At 38.0% G+C, this 18,377-nt stretch carries 13 protein-coding genes and 1 rRNA gene (1 of these 14 only partly in view); 2 read left to right on the top strand and 12 right to left on the bottom strand.

From position 1 onward, the window contains the following. From IGJ37_RS04070 to dnaE, 9 genes are all read right to left on the bottom strand, one after another. Window positions 1-1,291 (bottom strand): 16S ribosomal RNA (locus IGJ37_RS04070) (it extends 270 nt beyond the left edge of the window). 643 nt (window positions 1,292-1,934) lie between these two features. Continuing rightward, on the bottom strand, window positions 1,935-3,443 hold the full coding sequence (locus IGJ37_RS04065) for a HAMP domain-containing sensor histidine kinase (protein WP_002363430.1): 1,509 nt from the start codon (window positions 3,441-3,443) through the stop codon (window positions 1,935-1,937). A gap of 10 nt (window positions 3,444-3,453) precedes the next feature. After that, window positions 3,454-4,140, bottom strand: coding sequence for a response regulator transcription factor (locus IGJ37_RS04060; protein ID WP_002355954.1), 687 nt, complete (start codon window positions 4,138-4,140; stop codon window positions 3,454-3,456). 157 nt (window positions 4,141-4,297) lie between these two features. Further along, entirely contained in the window at window positions 4,298-5,719 is a 1,422-nt protein-coding gene (gene gndA, locus IGJ37_RS04055; protein WP_002355953.1) for an NADP-dependent phosphogluconate dehydrogenase, read from the bottom strand. A 204-nt stretch (window positions 5,720-5,923) separates the two neighbouring features. Continuing rightward, window positions 5,924-6,103, bottom strand: a complete 180-nt coding sequence (rpmF, locus tag IGJ37_RS04050; protein WP_002355952.1) for a 50S ribosomal protein L32 — start codon at window positions 6,101-6,103, stop codon at window positions 5,924-5,926. Window positions 6,104-6,159: 56 nt separating this feature from the next. Beyond that, window positions 6,160-6,729 carry a YceD family protein gene (locus IGJ37_RS04045; protein ID WP_002363429.1) on the bottom strand — a complete coding sequence of 190 codons (570 nt, stop codon included), beginning with the start codon at window positions 6,727-6,729 and terminating at the stop codon, window positions 6,160-6,162. A gap of 373 nt (window positions 6,730-7,102) precedes the next feature. Next, on the bottom strand, window positions 7,103-8,860 hold the full coding sequence (pyk, locus tag IGJ37_RS04040) for a pyruvate kinase (protein WP_002355949.1): 1,758 nt from the start codon (window positions 8,858-8,860) through the stop codon (window positions 7,103-7,105). A 64-nt stretch (window positions 8,861-8,924) separates the two neighbouring features. Next, window positions 8,925-9,887: a 6-phosphofructokinase gene (pfkA, locus tag IGJ37_RS04035; protein WP_002355947.1), complete on the bottom strand. Its 963-nt coding sequence runs from the start codon at window positions 9,885-9,887 to the stop codon at window positions 8,925-8,927. 172 nt (window positions 9,888-10,059) lie between these two features. Then, entirely contained in the window at window positions 10,060-13,389 is a 3,330-nt protein-coding gene (dnaE, locus tag IGJ37_RS04030) for a DNA polymerase III subunit alpha (protein WP_002379216.1), read from the bottom strand. 117 nt (window positions 13,390-13,506) lie between these two features. Here dnaE and IGJ37_RS04025 point away from each other — a divergent pair, with 117 nt between their 5' ends. Beyond that, the gene (locus IGJ37_RS04025; protein WP_002355945.1) at window positions 13,507-13,692 is read left to right on the top strand and encodes a YjzD family protein; all 186 of its coding nucleotides are present in this window, start codon (window positions 13,507-13,509) and stop codon (window positions 13,690-13,692) included. A gap of 54 nt (window positions 13,693-13,746) precedes the next feature. Here IGJ37_RS04025 and IGJ37_RS04020 read toward each other — a convergent pair whose 3' ends face one another. The 3 genes from IGJ37_RS04020 to IGJ37_RS04010 form a co-directional block, all read right to left on the bottom strand. Then, window positions 13,747-14,943, bottom strand: a complete 1,197-nt coding sequence (locus IGJ37_RS04020; RefSeq protein ID WP_002381323.1) for a multidrug efflux MFS transporter — start codon at window positions 14,941-14,943, stop codon at window positions 13,747-13,749. Window positions 14,944-15,151: 208 nt separating this feature from the next. Next, the gene (locus IGJ37_RS04015; protein ID WP_002355943.1) at window positions 15,152-16,558 is read right to left on the bottom strand and encodes an NCS2 family permease; all 1,407 of its coding nucleotides are present in this window, start codon (window positions 16,556-16,558) and stop codon (window positions 15,152-15,154) included. 151 nt (window positions 16,559-16,709) lie between these two features. Continuing rightward, a complete protein-coding gene (locus IGJ37_RS04010) occupies window positions 16,710-17,285 on the bottom strand; it encodes a DUF1361 domain-containing protein (protein ID WP_325815071.1) in 576 nt (191 codons plus the stop codon). Window positions 17,286-17,490: 205 nt separating this feature from the next. Here IGJ37_RS04010 and IGJ37_RS04005 point away from each other — a divergent pair, with 205 nt between their 5' ends. After that, window positions 17,491-18,294 carry a Cof-type HAD-IIB family hydrolase gene (locus IGJ37_RS04005; protein ID WP_002355941.1) on the top strand — a complete coding sequence of 268 codons (804 nt, stop codon included), beginning with the start codon at window positions 17,491-17,493 and terminating at the stop codon, window positions 18,292-18,294. Window positions 18,295-18,377 lie beyond the last annotated feature (83 nt).

The raw sequence follows: 18,377 nt of genomic DNA, 5'->3' as shown, positions 1-18,377 counted from the left end.
GACCTCGCGGTCTAGCGACTCGTTGTACTTCCCATTGTAGCACGTGTGTAGCCCAGGTCATAAGGGGCATGATGATTTGACGTCATCCCCACCTTCCTCCGGTTTGTCACCGGCAGTCTCGCTAGAGTGCCCAACTAAATGATGGCAACTAACAATAAGGGTTGCGCTCGTTGCGGGACTTAACCCAACATCTCACGACACGAGCTGACGACAACCATGCACCACCTGTCACTTTGTCCCCGAAGGGAAAGCTCTATCTCTAGAGTGGTCAAAGGATGTCAAGACCTGGTAAGGTTCTTCGCGTTGCTTCGAATTAAACCACATGCTCCACCGCTTGTGCGGGCCCCCGTCAATTCCTTTGAGTTTCAACCTTGCGGTCGTACTCCCCAGGCGGAGTGCTTAATGCGTTTGCTGCAGCACTGAAGGGCGGAAACCCTCCAACACTTAGCACTCATCGTTTACGGCGTGGACTACCAGGGTATCTAATCCTGTTTGCTCCCCACGCTTTCGAGCCTCAGCGTCAGTTACAGACCAGAGAGCCGCCTTCGCCACTGGTGTTCCTCCATATATCTACGCATTTCACCGCTACACATGGAATTCCACTCTCCTCTTCTGCACTCAAGTCTCCCAGTTTCCAATGACCCTCCCCGGTTGAGCCGGGGGCTTTCACATCAGACTTAAGAAACCGCCTGCGCTCGCTTTACGCCCAATAAATCCGGACAACGCTTGCCACCTACGTATTACCGCGGCTGCTGGCACGTAGTTAGCCGTGGCTTTCTGGTTAGATACCGTCAGGGGACGTTCAGTTACTAACGTCCTTGTTCTTCTCTAACAACAGAGTTTTACGATCCGAAAACCTTCTTCACTCACGCGGCGTTGCTCGGTCAGACTTTCGTCCATTGCCGAAGATTCCCTACTGCTGCCTCCCGTAGGAGTCTGGGCCGTGTCTCAGTCCCAGTGTGGCCGATCACCCTCTCAGGTCGGCTATGCATCGTGGCCTTGGTGAGCCGTTACCTCACCAACTAGCTAATGCACCGCGGGTCCATCCATCAGCGACACCCGAAAGCGCCTTTCACTCTTATGCCATGCGGCATAAACTGTTATGCGGTATTAGCACCTGTTTCCAAGTGTTATCCCCCTCTGATGGGTAGGTTACCCACGTGTTACTCACCCGTCCGCCACTCCTCTTTCCAATTGAGTGCAAGCACTCGGGAGGAAAGAAGCGTTCGACTTGCATGTATTAGGCACGCCGCCAGCGTTCGTCCTGAGCCAGGATCAAACTCTCATAATAAAAGTTAGAACAATCTTGCGATTGTTAAGCTCAATTTGTTTGCTAGCATATTGCTTGCTTGTTAAAAATGTTTGTTGTCTTGAATTGAATCAAGACGCCCTACACATTTGGTTCGTCTATTCTTTGTTCAGTTTTCAAAGGTCTACGTTACCTCGCAGCAACTTTTATATCATAACAAACTTTCGTTTGAATGTCAAGAACTTTTTTGAAAAAGTTCTTTAAGTTGTTTTGCTCGGTCGTTGCCGTCTGTTGTGACAACTTCTATATCTTATCATTATCTCAGTTGTTTGTCAACAACTTTTTAAAACTTTTTTGTTATTTTATAACAAGTTTTTTTGATCAAATGATTGATTTAAAAGCAATCTCTTTAACGACTTTGTTATTCTAACATGTTATTTATCTTTTCGTCAAGAAAAATTTTTAACTTTTTAAAACTTTTTTCTTAACGAACTGTTTGTCAGAACAGATATTAATATACCAAGGATTTTTCTAAAACGCAACTATTATTTTGCAGAAAAATAACATTTTTTTCAATTTCGAACGATAAATATTTTCTGCAAAGAAAACATTCGTTTCTTTATCTTATAATCCCTTTTCTCTTACTGAAATGTTCGTTAATCATTCGTAAAAAAAGCAACGTACTTTATTGTACGTTGCTCTCTTCTTTTATTCCAGCGATTGGAATAAAAATTCTAAAGATCGTTCCTTGATGCAATACGCTTTCTGCATCAATACGTCCTTTATAGTTTTCGACTAATTGTTTTGCAATTGATAGTCCTAAGCCATTACCGCCTTTATTTCTTGCACGGGCTTTATCTACTCGATAGAATCGATCAAATATTTTCTCCAAGTCTTCTTCAGTGATTCCTTCACCAAAATCTTGCACAGCTATTTCAAATTCATTCATCGTTCGAGAAATGGAAATATGCACTTCTTTTCGATCTGTTGAATATTTAATCGCATTATCTAATAGAATAATTAGCAATTGTTCAAAGTGATTACGATAGATTTTCAGTTCAACTTCGGTTGGTAAATCGTCATCTAATGTGATATGAAACTCAGGATAAACCAATTGGAAGTTATTAAATACTTGGTAGACTACTTGTTTAGCATCTGTTCGTTCATTTGCATATTGGGTGTCCACTTGTTCAGCGCGTGAAAGGTCAAGCATTTCTTGGACCAAGCTCTTCATACGACTAATTTCTTGTAAACTGGCCTTTAATGATTCATCTAAAATTTCAGGATCGTCTTTCCCCCAACGATTTAAAAGGTTTAAATGACCTTCCATAATCGCAACGGGCGTTCTTAATTCATGGGAAACATCTTCAACAAACTGCTCTTGTTGTTCGATATAGCGTCTCATACGATCTAACATTTCATTAAAGATTTCCGAGATATCTGCTAACTCATCTCTCGTATTAATCTCCGGCATGTGGACATCTGATTGCGGGTCTTTGCGGATTGTATCCATCGTGTCTCTCAATACTTTTAATGGTTTTAAGAAATAAGAAGAGAGGATAAAGCCTAAGACACTACTTACAATCAGAGAAATCACTTCTAAAACTACAAGTGTTAATAATAAATGATTACGAATTTCATAAAAAGAAGAAAGTTCATAAAACGCTTGAATATAGCCAATCTTTTCTCGTGTTTCTTTTGAAAAAATAGGTTCCACGGAATAAAAACCGGTTTTATCAAAAACGGTTCGAACAACAGGTAATTGTCGATCCAATTGTAATAACTTATCATATTCATTTTGTGTTTTAAAAACTAGCTTTTGGTTTGTGTCATACACAGATAAATAAAGTTCTGGTTGTCCTAGTTCAGATATGAAACTGTCCATTTCCATAAACGAACCTTCTACTGCTGTATGCTTATTATAGTAGTTTTCATCTCTTTCACTCGGCGTTTTTAAATAGTCAAAAACGTCTGTTACCGTTAAATTTTCATTGGCATTAGCTAATCGATTTGTTACTTCTGCAATCGTTGCTTCGACATTTTCCTTTTCTTTGGCAACAATAAGACTGACCGAAGACTTATAGGTAATCACCGCAAAAATGGTAAAAACTACAAATATAAAGAAAGAACTTGCGAAAGCCCACTTTATAGTTAAAGATGGGCCTTCCAGTTCTTTTTTAATCGTTCTTTTCATTAATTAGTTCTCACGAACGCATAACGTAGCCAGTTCCACGGACAGTTTGGATGTAGCTTTCTTCTCCAGGTACGTCAATTTTATTTCGTAAGTAGCGGATATACACATCCACAACGTTTGTTTCTACTTCTGTTTCATAGCCCCAAACTTTATTTAGTAACACATCACGTGCCAAGACAACATTCACGTTTTCCATTAGCGTTAATAGTAATTCGTATTCGCGTTTTGTTAATTCAATCATTTCAGAATTACGACGAACGACACGATTTTCTTTTTCAATTGTTAAGTCACGATATGTAATCGTTGTTTGTTTTGCAACGTTTTTATCGCCCTCAATATCAATACGACGAAGTAACGCACGTAAACGAGCTAACAATTCTTCAATTGCAAATGGTTTAACAATATAATCATCCGCTCCATGGTCTAAGCCAGAAACACGGTCAATTACTGAATCACGCGCAGTCATCATAATAATTGGTGTATTTTTCACTTGGCGAACACGGCGACATACTTCTAATCCATTTAATTCTGGTAACATCAAATCAAGAAGGATAGCATCCCATTCGTTGTTAAGAGCGGCTTCCAATCCTGTACGACCATTGTAGTGTACTTCTGTCGTATACCCCTCATGTTTTAATTCAAGCTCAACGAATCTCGCTAAGTTCTTTTCATCTTCAATAATTAAAATGTTGCTCATTTGATTAATTGTCCTTTCTCTTTAAAAGCTATACTCAAGCTCAACCTTTTTATTCCTTACTACTTATTAGAGAATTACTACTCAATCTGTCTGGTTCTTTTTTAAGCCACAGTAAAACCATGAGCATGGTGAGCCACACTCATGGTCTCCAGCGTGTTTATTCTTCGTTGTACCAGCTGTAATGGTAGATTCCTTCTTTGTCTGTGCGTTCGTACGTATGAGCACCGAAGTAATCACGTTGTGCTTGAATTAAATTCGCTGGTAAGCGATCTGAACGATAAGAATCGTAATAAGCAATTGCAGATGAGAATGTTGGTACAGGAACACCTGCTTGAACAGCAATCGCAACAACTTCACGAACGGCTTGTTGATATTTTTTCGTAATTTCTACAAAGTATTCATCTAACAACAAGTTTTCAAGTGCTGGATTTTTTTCATATGCATCGGTAATTTTTTGTAAGAATTGTGCACGGATAATACAACCTGCTCGCCAGATTTTTGCAATTTCACCAAATGGTAAATCCCATCCGTATTCTTCAGAAGCTGCACGGAGTTGTGCAAAACCTTGCGCATAACTCATTAATTTACTAAAGTATAATGCTTCGCGAATTTTTTCAATCAATTCTTTTTTATCGCCTGCAAAGTTAAAGGCTGCAGGTTTTGATAAAATGCCACTTGCTTTTACGCGTTCTTCTTTGTAAGCCGAAATAAAACGTGCAAATACTGATTCTGTAATTAATGGTAATGGTACACCAAGATCTAACGCACTTTGGCTTGTCCATTTACCTGTTCCTTTGTTGCCTGCTGCATCAAGAATAACATCAACGATTGGTTGGTCGGTTCCTTCATCATCTTTACGTGTCAAAATGTCAGCCGTGATCTCGATAAGGTAACTGTCTAATTCGCCTTCGTTCCATTCTTTGAAAATCTCTGCCATTTCATCAACAGATAAACCTAAGATTTGTTTCATTAAATCGTAGGATTCAGCAATTAATTGCATGTCCCCATATTCAATCCCATTATGAACCATTTTTACATAATGTCCAGCACCATTTGGGCCAATGTAAGTCACACATGGTTCACCGTCTTCTGCTTTAGCTGAAATTTTTTCAAGAATTGGCGCAACTAACTCATACGCTTCTTTTTGTCCGCCAGGCATGATAGATGGTCCTTTCAAGGCTCCTTCTTCTCCGCCAGAAACGCCAGTACCAATAAAGTTAATTCCTGAGTTTGCTAGTTCTTCATTACGTCGCATTGTGTCTTTGAAGAACGTATTACCGCCATCAATTAAGATATCGCCTTTATCAAGGTGTGGTAACAATTCTTGGATTGTCGCATCTGTTGCAGGTCCAGCTTTAACCATCAACATAATTCGACGAGGTTTTTCAATTGCATTCACAAATTCCTCAATTGAGTATGTTGCTTGAAAGTTTTTGTCAGGATGTTCTTCAACCACTTCTGTTGTTTTTGATCCTGTACGGTTATACAGCGCAACTGTATAGCCTCTGCTTTCAATGTTTAAAGCAAGATTTTTTCCCATGACAGCCATGCCGACTACGCCAAATTGTTGTTTTGTCATTTTATGACCTCCTATATTATAATCAACGAAAATTCTATGAGCATTCTCTTATAATCCTCACTATTATAACGCACTATCTTTCATATGAAAACAATATAGTGCCAATAAATTTCCAATTTCTTCATATTTTCTTAAAAAAATACAAATCCCCTAGGCTCCATGGTTAGCCTAGGGGATTCAACATTTCAAAAAATGTTTTTATGCTTATGCTTCTTTAGACATTACGTCTTTTCCATCGTAGTGACCACATGCTGGACATACGTGATGGCTTTTTTTCATTTCACCACAGTTTGAGCATGCATTTAAGCCTTTGATTGTTAATTTGTAGTGTGTGCGACGTTTTGCTTTTTTCGCTTTAGAAGTTCTTCTAGCTGGTACTGCCATTGTTGTTCCACCTCCTTGTAAAGATGCGTGTATTTACATACACAATATATTCCAACCTAGCTGTTATCTTCCTCTTCAGCATTATCGCTGAGTAATTCTGATAGTTTAGCCAGACGAGGATCCACTGTTTGTTCTGCTGCTTTCTGCTTACTTTCCAAATATGCTTCTTCTGAAATCACTTCCCAGTCATTGCCACTTGGCATTTCTTGACTGTTTTGTTCTTCTTCTGTAAGCACTTGAATTGGAATGGACAATAGAATGTTGTCTTCGACAGATTCATCTAAATCAATTGTTGGCTTGTCCAATAAAATAATCTCTTCAGCTGCAAATCGTTCATCTCTTGTATCCATTTGTTCTTTTGTCATAAAGACTTCATCGACCGTGATTTGCATTGGCAAAGCTACAGGTTCTAAAGAACGGGATGAAGGAACGGTTACAGTTACCTGAATAGTGTAATGAAGTAAATATTCTGATTTATTGACTGCTAATAAGCCTTCTACTTTGATTGGACTTACATCCAACAAGGTATCATCTCGTTGAAGAAGCTCTTCTTTAAGATGCAATGTTTCTGAAAACACTAGCGGCTCTTCTTTGTATTTATTTAATTCTAACAAAGACCACTTCATAATTATCACTCCTAAGCAACAAAAGCTATTATACAGGGGTATGAAAGCTTTGTCAATGAAATTTTCTTGACAGCCCTTTCTTATTTCCTGTTTTTCTTTCGTTTTTTTTATAATTGTTTTTCTGTTGAAGATAGCTTAGCGCTTATTTAATTAAATAACAAAATTTTTGTGTGAAATAACATAGATAATTTAAAACTAAGACATAATTTTACTATTTGCGCCCAACTCTTTATTTACTGAATACGTGTTTTCTGAACATTTCGTACTACTGTCTTCCTTGTAAAAAAAGCTGAGACAAACTGACGAATCGGTTTGTCCCAGCTTTGCGTCCGAGTACATATTGCTTAAAATCAAATGATTGAATTAATTAGACTTAGATAGCTGTTGTTGCTCCGCGGTAAACAATACCACGACGAGGATCAACAGTAATCACTTCGTCATTATTAATTAATGATGTTGCATCTGCAGCACCTACGATAACTGGAATATTTTGCGCAATCGCTACAACAGCTGCATGAGAAGTTAAACCACCTTCTTCAACAACTAATGCTGATGCTTTTTCAATTGCTGGCATGTATTCTTTATCTGTTGTTTTTGTAACTAAAATAGCTCCTTCAGTCGCTTTAGCAACTGCTTCTTCAGCAGTTCCTGCCACAACGGCTTTTGCAATAATTGCTTCTTCGCCGACACCTTGACCTTGAACTAATTTAGAACCGATCATTTGAATTTTCATTAAGTTTGTTGTGCCTTTTTCGCCAACTGGAACACCAGCAGTGATAATGATTAAATCACCTTCTGAAGCATAACCTTCTTCTTGTGATACTTTTGAAGCTAAATTAAACATTTCATCTGTGCTTGATGGTTTGTCAGCAACTGTTGCGTAAACACCCCATGATAATGATAAGCTACGTGCTTTTTGTTCTGAGAACGTAATTGCAACGATATGTGCTTTTGGACGGTATTTAGAGATCATACGTGCTGTATGGCCTGATTCTGTTGCCGCAACGATTGTTTGGATACCCAAGTTACGTGCTGTATGGCCAACAGATTGTCCGATTGCTTCAGTCATATCTGTTTTGCTATATAATTTCAATGCGAATGAATCTTGGTTAACTAATGTTTCTTCTGTACGAACTGCAATACGAGCCATTGTTTGAACAGCTTCTAATGGGTAATCCCCTGCTGCAGTTTCGCCTGATAACATTACTGCATCTGTTCCATCGTAGATTGCGTTTGCTACGTCATTTGCTTCCGCACGTGTTGGACGTGGGTTACGTTGCATTGAATCTAACATTTGTGTTGCAGTGATAACTGGTTTACCTAAAGCATTACATTTTTTAATTAAAGCTTTTTGGACAACTGGAACATCTTCTGTTGGAATTTCAACACCCATGTCACCACGAGCAACCATTAAACCATCAGAAACTTTTAAGATTTCATCGATATTATCGATACCTTCTTGGTTTTCGATTTTAGGAATGATTTGGATGTGTGTTGCGTTTTCTTCTTCTAAAATTTTAGTGATTTCTAAAACGTCAGAAGCACGACGAACGAAGCTAGCTGCGATAAAGTCAATTCCTTGACCAATTCCGAAACGGATATCGTTAGCATCTTTTTCAGTGATCCCTGGTAAGTTTACAGAAACGCCTGGTACGTTAACGCCTTTTTTGTTTTTCAAGACGCCTTCGTTTTTAACAACTGTTACGATTTCGTTTGCATCACGGTCGATATCAGTTACTTCTAAATCAATTAAACCATCATCTAAAAGAATGTGTGAACCTACGTTTACATCATTGATTAATTCTGGATAAGTGATTGAGAATTTTTCATTTGTTCCTAAAACTTCTGTCATAGAAATACGTACTGAGTCACCAATTTTCATTGTGATTGCGCCATTTTCCATGTCATTTGTGCGGATTTCAGGACCTTTTGTATCTAGTAAGATCGCTACGCGTTTCCCTGTAATTTTTACAGCTTCACGAATGTTTTTAATACGAGCACCATGCTCTTCGTAGTCACCATGTGAAAAGTTCAAACGGCAAACATTCATACCTGCATTAATTAAGTTTACTAGCATATCAACGGATTCACTAGCTGGTCCAATCGTACATACGATTTTCGTTTTTTTCATTACTAAAACGCTCCTATTCCAAATTTGTTTATACAAAGCTAATAAGATTAGCTAATATACAAGATTAAAAAGAAATTTCATGATTTAACTCATAAAGAGATAAATCTGGTTTGTGTTTATTGTTTTCTAACGTGTCAATAATATCAGCTGCAACTACTTGGTTATCTAACATACCGATACATAAACCGCCTTTGCCTTCTTTTAGAAGTTCAACAGCATATGACCCAAATTTACTTGCTAATACACGGTCACGAGCACTTGGCGAGCCCCCACGAACCACGTGTCCTAAAATTGATACACGCGTATGGAAATCACCGTATTCAGAAAGTTTATCAGCAAATTCATTTCCGCCCATTACGCCTTCTGCTAAAATGATTAAGCAATGTTTTTTCCCGCGGTCGCGGCCTTCTTGAATACGTTTGGCAACGTTTTTCATATCAAAATCATGTTCAGGAATAATGATTTCATCTGCTCCGCCTGCCACGCCTGACCACAATGCGATATCACCAGCGTTACGTCCCATTACTTCGATAACGAATGTACGAACATGAGAAGTCGCTGTATCACGAATTCGGTCAATTGATTCCAAAACAGTGTTAATCGCTGTATCAAAACCGATTGTGAAATCTGTTCCAGGAATATCATTATCAATTGTTCCAGGAATTCCAACAGCGGGGAAACCACGTTTTGTCAAAGCCATTGCGCCATGATAAGAACCGTCTCCACCAATAACAACTAAGCCTTCAATACCGAATTTTTTCAATTGTTCGATTCCTTTTAATTGCCCTTCTTCAGTAGCAAATTCAGGATAACGAGCAGAGTACAAGAATGTTCCACCACGTTGAATCTTATCGCCAACGTCAGCAACATCTAAACGACGGATGTCGCCTGCGACTAAACCGGCAAATCCATAGTTAATACCGTAAACTTCGATTCCATCAAAAATACTTTTGCGTACGACTGCACGAATTGCAGCGTTCATTCCAGGGGCATCTCCCCCGCTGGTTAAAATACCAATGCGTTTCATTCGCTATTTCACCTCATATAATATACTTTCAACTGCCAAAAGAAACCTTTTCGCAAAAATTGATATACAAAAATATTACGTCATTCATTTTACCATTAAAGAACCAAAATGTCTTGAGTTAAGAAGAAAAAAATGAAAAAAGTTGAAAACAACTAGTATTTTTTACCGTAAATCATTTGAAAATGACGTTTTGCTCACCTAAAACGTAAGCTAATTGTTGCTGACTAGCGCTTGTATGAGCGACCCAATTTTCTTCATTTAATACTATTTTCTTTCCTGTTTTTTCAAAATAGACAATCACTGGAATGTGTCCAGCATGACGACTGAGTACCTCTTTCATTTTCTGAAAAACGTCCGTTTGTTCGACATCTTTTGTAATTCTGATAAAACACGTTTCGTCACTAATTGATGTTTCTACTTGTTGCGCTTTTTCTATTCGTTGAACCAATATTTGCAATTCTTGATTGTACGTACTGCGTTCCACTTTTCCTTCCACATAATAAACTTGCCCTTTCTCGACACTCTGTCTTAACTGGCGAAAAACAGTTGGGAACAACGTTAGTGAAATACTTCCTGTTGTATCATCCCCATCAACAAAGGCCATTTGTTCTCCCTTTTTGGTCCGAATCGTCCGAATGTTTTTGACATAAATCAATAATTTCGTGGGCTGATTTTCAACAAGTTCATGAACAAGTTGCGTTTGCTTGGCTAAGCGTGTTTTTTTGAACTCTTCTGTCGGATGTCCTGATAAATAGACCCCTAAATATTGTTCTTCTTGTTCTAGTCGCTCTTCTAGCGGATAATCGGCAATTTCTTCTTCCTTGGGCTTCAACGTTTCTAACAAATCCATACTACCACCGCTGAGAAGAATACTTTGGATATTACTCTCTAAACCTACCGCTAATTGACGGCGATTGGGCGCAATTTCGTCAAATGCACCGATGGCAATCAATGGTTCGATATTTTCAACTTTCAACCACTTACGGTCAATTCGCAAAAGAAACTCATCGAACGTTTTGTACGGTCCATTTTCTCGGCGTTCATTTAAAATATTTTGAATGAAGTCTCGGCGGATTCCTTTTAAAGAACTAAAACCAAATAAAATTTGCTGTTGCTGATTTAGGTAAAAGCTGTAGTGACTTTGGTTAATTGACGGCTGCAAAATCGTCTGCTTGTTTTTTCTAGCTTCGCCAATATATTCTTTAATTTTTGTTGGATTATGACGAACAGAATGCAACAATGCGACATAAAAAGCACTCGGATAATGAACCTTCAAGTAAGCCATTTGAAAACCAATAAAGGAATAGGCAAATGCATGCGAGCGGTTAAAGCCATAATTAGCAAAGCGCTCAATATAATCGTACACTTGGTTAGCTGTTTCTTGGGGATAGCCTTGTTGTAACGCACCATTAACAAAATGATTCCGTTCTTCATCTAGCACATCTTTTTTCTTTTTACTAATGGCCCGACGTAAAATGTCAGCTTGCCCTAAAGAGAAGCCAGCCATTTTCGCAGCAACTTGCATAATCTGCTCTTGGTAAACAATAATTCCGTACGTATTTTCCAAAATGGGGGCGAGACTAGGCTCTGGATAACTAATTTGTTCCAAGCCTTTTTTCCGGCGGATGAAAACATCAATATTTTGCATCGGACCAGGACGATACAGGGCATTGACAGCAGCAATATCTTCAATGCTAGTTGGCCCTAATTTTCTTAATACATTCCGAATTCCAGCAGATTCAAACTGGAAAACGCCACTTGTTTCCCCTTTTCTAAATAAAGCCAGCGTTGTTTCGTCATCTAATGGAATCTGATTTAAACGAATGGTTCGATTATAGACGCGTTTAACAGCTGTGAGGGTATCATCAATGATGGATAAATTTCTTAAGCCCAAGAAATCCATTTTCAGAAGACCAATTTTTTCAACATCATTCATAGTAAATTGGGTCAATAAAATTTCATTCGATCCTGGTTGTAACGGAACCAAATTCAAAAGATTTTCATCACTAATTACCACACCTGCTGCGTGCGTAGAAACATGGCGAGGCAATCCTTCTAGCTGAACAGCTGTTTTATAGAGCAATTGATTATTTGGTGAAAAATTGACCAATTCTTGCATCCGTTTTGACTCTTGGTATGCTTCTTCTAACGTAATTTTCAGCTTGTTGGGGACAGCTGCCGACCAACGATTCGCTTCACTCTGGGACAACCCGAAAACACGTGCAACGTCCCGTAAAACCATTTTCGCAGCCATCGTACCAAACGTGGCGATTTGCGCCATGTGATAATGACCATATTTTTGACTGACATAAGCTAAAACTTCCTCCCGCCGATTATCAGGAATATCTAAATCAATATCGGGCATCGTGTAGCGTTCCGGATTCAAAAAACGTTCAAAGAGCAAATCATATTTGATTGGATCTACATCTGTAATTGATAGCACATAGGACACTAAAGAGCCTGCAGCTGAACCTCGGCCAGCGCCTGTAACAATTTGATTGTTATGACAGAAGTCCATCACATCCCAAACGATTAAAAAGTAATCATCAAAGCCCATATTGTGAATGATGGTTAACTCTTTTTCTAATCGTTTTTGGTAAACTTCATTTAGATGAGGCACTCTTTCTGGTAATTTTTCTAAACACAATGTGCGTAAATAAGAACCAGCCGTTTGATTATCAGGCACAGGAAAATGCGGTAATAATTTTTGATGTAAAGGAATGTCAACTCGGCAATTTTCAGCTAGCTGAATCGTATTCTGGACCACTTCTGCACCAGCTATTTGAAGCATTTGTTCCATCGTCGTCTCTGCTTCACGCAAGTAATTCAGACCTTCTATTTCCGGTGTTTGGCTTGTAATATTCAATTGATTATTTTCTTTGATGCTCTCAAGAACAGTTACGGCAAAGCCTTCTTCCCTTGTTAAATGACGTACCTCTTGCAAAGCCACGCCAGGTAATTGTTCTCTTTGGTAAAAAGAAAAGAGCGCTGGATTGCGTTGTTGATTCATTGAAAAAGAATGTTCAACAAATAACGACTGGGGATCAAAATATGAAGCAAGTTGTTGGAAAGCGTGAACCGCTTGTTGTTCATCTTCAAAAAATGTTTGGGCGACTTCTCCTTTAGCTGACAAAGTCACGGCAAATAAATCACTTAATAAGGATTGATGTTCCGCTAAGTAAAAGGGACCCTCTGTTGTCATTTTGCTGCTAGATAGTTGCATTAATTGCTGATAACCTTTTAAATTTTTAGCAAATAAAAGCAACTCGGAATGCCCTTCTTTTTCTGCTGGGGTATATTCTAATCTTAAACCGATAATTGGTTGAATTCCCGCTTCTTGGCATGCTTCATAAAATTCAACCGCCCCATGCAAGACATTGATATCGGTAATCGCTAATGTTTGATAACCTAACGCTTTCGCTTGTTTTACATAGGAACGAATCCTAACCGTACTAGATAAAAGCGAATAGGAAGTAACGGTATGTAATTGTGGAAATGACATTGGACAGCTCCTTTTTGAATCCTTGCTATTTTTTGCCTCTTCTCTTATTTTCCTATCGCGGATTCTTTACTTTTAAAGAAAATATGCTAAACTAAGAGCTAGAAAAGAGGTGCTCATATGCGTTATCTTGTTGTATTTTTCTGGACCTTCGCATTAGGCCAAGTCGTTGGATATATCGGCGGTGCATTATCTGGTGGTTCATACGACTTTAAAATGACAACGATTCTATCGTTGGCAACAGCCGTTATTATTTTATTAATTGCACACTTTGCAGTACCGAAAGAAACCAAACCTGTTAAATAAGAAAAAACCAGTTACTAAAGTTATTGTAACTGGTTTTTTTATCTTTTCAACTGTTTAGAGCTTTTTATTTAAAACTTTTCGGAAATTAAAGAAGGACAGCCCAATGTTTCCTAAAACGAAACAAGCGGTTACCAGAAAAACAGAAGAATAGCCAAAACCATGGGCAACTGTCGACCCTACCATCGGCCCTAAAACTTGACCGAAATTACTACACATCTGATTGTAACTATAAACTCTACTTACGCCCTCTGTTGGCGTTATTTTACTAATTAACGTATTAATTGATGGCATTAAAGCACCTGTTGAAAAACCTAGAAGGAATCGTAAAACACCTAACTGAAAAGGTGTTTGCACAAACGCCATGGGAATGTAACAAATAAAAGAAAGAATTAATCCGCCTAATAAAACTTTTTGGTTCCCAATGCGGTCCCCAATTTTTCCCAAAGTTGGAGAAGAAATAATTGCTGAAACGCCGGCAATCGAAACAATCAAACCACTAACAAATAATACATTCTCTGTATCGCCACTTAAAGATCGAATATATAGCGTTAAGATTGGGCTGATACTTGTAATTCCTAATTGTAAAATTAACGTAGTCACAAACAAACCAATCAATACTGAAACATGATCCATCTTACTAAAAATTTCTTTCGTCGTTAATAAATCCTTTTTCTCAACTGGTTGAAAATCTTCTTTAACTAAAAAGATAGTCAACAACGTTGTAATGAATAAAATAACGCCGGTAATAATAAAGACATTTTCCATTCCAAACCACTGTGCCAACGCACCGCCAATCGATGGCGCAATTAACGTCCCAGCAATTGCACCTGTTGATAATGTCCCTAGAGCCCAGCCATTTTTCTCTTTTGGCGCCTGCGACGCAATCATCGCTGTTGCGTTAGGAATATAGCCGGATAAAATCCCGTTCATAAAACGCATAATCAACAGCCAGTATACATTAGGGACAAATGCTAACGCCCCCATTGTGATCGTCATTCCTGCTGCAGCCCGAATCATCATAATTTTCCGACCTTTTCGATCAGCTAAATTTCCCCAAATCGGTGCAACAATCGCAGCAGCAAATGCCGTGACAGAAATTGCCAATCCAGAAAACAACTCTACTTGACTCTTAGGCGTCCCTAATTGTTCAACATATACTGGAATAAACGGCATAACTAAGCTAATACTCGCCCCTGTAAAAAAGCAACCAATCCATGCGACTAACAAATTCTGCTTCCATTTTATTTTCATACTTTTATCCACCTTATCACCTCTTCACCTACCACTATACTCTAAAAGAGTGAATCTCTCAAAAGAAAATTCTTTTAAAAAAAGTCTGACAGACCGGTCAAAACGACCAATCTGCCAGACTTCTTAACACTTGGGCTTAAGATAAACAGCTGAATAAATGCAACACCTTCAAAGCTAACCGCTGTTATCTTAGCCTCACTTCTGTTTACTATAAAATAGCTAAGATTACAAAGTTTAAGATAAACAACGCATCAATGACCCAAATAATTGGTGAAACTTCTTTGGCTTTTCCTTTGACTACTTTCACCACTGCATAAAAGATGAACCCCGCAGCAATCCCATAAGAGATGCTATAACATAATCCCATGAAAATTGAAGCAAAAAATGCTGGAATCGCATCTTCTAAATCCGTCCAATTGATGTCTTTGAAAGAAGCTAACATCATAATTCCCACTAAAATTAACGCTGGAGCCGTAGCTTGTGCTGGTACAATAGCAATAAGTGGTGAAAAAAGACTACTTAGGGCAAATAGAATTGCTACCACTACCGATGTCAAACCTGTTCGACCACCCGCACCGATTCCTGCTGCACTTTCTACATAAGTTGTCGTATTCGATGTACCAAAAATCGCACCGATAGATGTTGCAATAGCATCTGCAAATAGAGCTTTGTCCATTTTAGTGCTGAAGCCCTTACTATCTTCTAAAGCTAATTCATCTTCTTTAGAGAAAATCCCTGTTCGACGTCCCGTACCGATAAATGTTCCAATTGTATCAAACGTATCTGATAAACTGAAGGCAATAATGGTCATTAAAACTTGAGGAATTTTTGAAGAATCACTAAACAATGACTGTAAGCCCTCAGCACCAAAAGCAGCGCCAAAAGTTGTACCTAATTCTTTAAATGAATTGCCCAACGAATTAGCATGCCAATCAACCGAAGCAGTGTCTACCACCCCCATTGGAATTGCGACTAACGTAGTAACCACAATGCCAATTAAAATAGCCCCACGAACATTCGTGACAACTAAAATCGTTGTTAAAACTAACCCAATTACCGCCAAAATAATGGCTGGATTATCAAAATTTCCTAAAGCGGGCACGATACTCGAACCATTCACAACACCATTTTGAGGTTCTGCTTGTACTGTGAAACTTAGTAAGCCAGCATTTTTCAACCCTACATAAGCGACAAAAATTCCAATCCCACCACCAATAGCATGTTGTAAACTCTCTGGAATTGCTTTAATAATCATTTTGCGAATTTTTGTCACTGTAATCAAAATGTTAATCAAACCACAAATAAAAACCATTGCTAATGCTTGTTGCCATGTATACCCCATCCCAAAAACGACCGTAAACGTAAAGAAAGCATTGAGTCCCATTCCCGGTGCTTGAGCGTAAGGTACATTAGCAAACAGCCCCATAATTAATGTACCGATGATTGAAGCAATAATGGTCGCTAAAAAAACAGCCTGAAAAGGCATCCCTGTTTCTGAAAGAATGGACGGATTAACAAATAAAATATAACTCATTGCAAAAAAAGTCGTGACCCCCGCCATTATTTCAGTCGACACCGTTGTCTTGTTTTCCTTTAATTTGAAAAACGTATTCATAATTGCACTTCTCTCCCTTAAAATCCATGTTTTCGAATAATTACTCTTTGATTATAAGAGAATCGCTATCTTTTTACAACAAAATATTAACTATTATATATATTTTTCTATATAATGTTCGTGTTTTGCAGATATAAAAAAAGAAAAAGCTTTACATTGCTTCTTCTTTTCCTAATAATTGGATTAACCCAAACAACAGCATCTGTAGAAACATCATTAATAAAATAAACATTAATTTTTGAAGGGACCAGTCAAAAAAGATAATTTTCACTGTTTCAATTGGACTCATAAAAAGATAGACACTGTGTAATCGATCAAAACGTCCAACATAAATCGCCAAAGCAGACAAGAAATGAAGGCTGGCTTGAAAGACTACAATTGTTCTATAGACGCAATAACTTTGCAATTTCTGGCTAACAGTTGTTACTGTTTTCATCCCTAAAAGCCCATATATAACAATCCCGCTGGTTAAGCAAACAAACGCCCACCAATCACCAATTTGGTTTGCAAAAATCGTATTAAAGCCTCGATAAATAGATAGCGTTTCTAAATGAAAAAAATCCGTAAATAGGTACGGCGCATTAGGATAAAAAATTAACCAAGCAAAACCTATCAACCAATCCCTTTTACGTTTTTCTGCGTTTAAAAGATAACTAAGTTCAATTGGAATATAGGCTAACAACACGTTCAACGCCATAAAATGAAAATGCGTAGCAAATAACCACATATAGATACAATAGATTAAGGTGATCACTCGTAAATAATTTCTAGAATTTTTCAAGATGCTCTGCGCTCCTTTTTCAAACGGTTTATTTTAGTGTAGCATACTTCTTAAGCTTTTTTTTAAACCTTATAAATGAACATGCTTCTCCCCTTGATAATCTTCGGTTTTATGCTAGACTGAGTAAAAGGCATTTAGGAGGAATTTTTACTTGAAAAAATTAATTGCTATTGATTTAGACGGCACAACATTAAATGCACAGTCTTTAATCAGTCCAAAAACCGAACAAACACTAAAAAAAGCGATTGACAACGGTCATTACGTCAGTATTGCCACTGGACGTCCCTATAGAATGAGTCATCAATTTTACCAACAACTTGGCCTAACGACCCCTATGGTTAACTTTAACGGTGCTTTAGTCCACATTCCAGAGAAAAAATGGGACTTGGAAAGCGAAGCCAATATTGAGCGTGACCTAGTCTTTGACATTTTGGCACAGAAAAAAGAATTACAATTAGATTTTGTTGCTGCTGAAAACAAAGAAACATTTTATATCGATACGTTAGATGGGTTCGATCCGAAATTTTTTGCTTCCAAAGCAACCTTAGATAATTTACTTACTGCTAAAAATTTACGAACAAATCCTACCTCAATGATGGTTCGGACCACACCAAACCAAGCTGAAAAAGTTGCTGATACATTGACAAAACAATATGGTGATTATATTGATGTCCGCACTTGGGGCGGTCCAATGCCTATTTTAGAAATGGTCGCAAAAGGAATTCAAAAGGCCCATGGCGTTGATCAAGTGGCGAACTTTTTATCTGTCAAACCAGCTGATATCATTGCTTTTGGCGATGAACATAATGACGAAGAAATGTTAAGTTATGCTGGTTGGGGTGTTGCTATGAACAATGCCACGGATAAAATTAAATCCGTAGCCAACGATGTCACTGAAAAAACAAATGATCAAGATGGTTTAGCAGATTACTTAGAAAATTATTTAGATCTATAAAAGGCTAAAATAAAAGTATTTCTTTAAAAAGAACTCACGTTGGTTTAGCTGATAATCTTAAGATTACGAAAGTGGGGCATAAG

This window comes from Enterococcus sp. AZ104 (assembly GCF_050546705.1).
Taxonomy (GTDB): domain Bacteria; phylum Bacillota; class Bacilli; order Lactobacillales; family Enterococcaceae; genus Enterococcus; species Enterococcus faecalis.
This window is presented reverse-complemented; position numbering and strand designations above follow the sequence as displayed.

Coding starts and splice junctions, on each gene's coding strand:
- IGJ37_RS04065 (WP_002363430.1), bottom strand. CDS start 3,443: ATGAAAAGAACGATTAAAAAAGAACTGGAAGGCCCATCTTTAACTATA.
- IGJ37_RS04060 (WP_002355954.1), bottom strand. CDS start 4,140: ATGAGCAACATTTTAATTATTGAAGATGAAAAGAACTTAGCGAGATTC.
- gndA (WP_002355953.1), bottom strand. CDS start 5,719: ATGACAAAACAACAATTTGGCGTAGTCGGCATGGCTGTCATGGGAAAA.
- rpmF (WP_002355952.1), bottom strand. CDS start 6,103: ATGGCAGTACCAGCTAGAAGAACTTCTAAAGCGAAAAAAGCAAAACGT.
- IGJ37_RS04045 (WP_002363429.1), bottom strand. CDS start 6,729: ATGAAGTGGTCTTTGTTAGAATTAAATAAATACAAAGAAGAGCCGCTA.
- pyk (WP_002355949.1), bottom strand. CDS start 8,860: ATGAAAAAAACGAAAATCGTATGTACGATTGGACCAGCTAGTGAATCC.
- pfkA (WP_002355947.1), bottom strand. CDS start 9,887: ATGAAACGCATTGGTATTTTAACCAGCGGGGGAGATGCCCCTGGAATG.
- dnaE (WP_002379216.1), bottom strand. CDS start 13,389: ATGTCATTTCCACAATTACATACCGTTACTTCCTATTCGCTTTTATCT.
- IGJ37_RS04025 (WP_002355945.1), top strand. CDS start 13,507: ATGCGTTATCTTGTTGTATTTTTCTGGACCTTCGCATTAGGCCAAGTC.
- IGJ37_RS04020 (WP_002381323.1), bottom strand. CDS start 14,943: ATGAAAATAAAATGGAAGCAGAATTTGTTAGTCGCATGGATTGGTTGC.
- IGJ37_RS04015 (WP_002355943.1), bottom strand. CDS start 16,558: ATGAATACGTTTTTCAAATTAAAGGAAAACAAGACAACGGTGTCGACT.
- IGJ37_RS04010 (WP_325815071.1), bottom strand. CDS start 17,285: ATGTGGTTATTTGCTACGCATTTTCATTTTATGGCGTTGAACGTGTTG.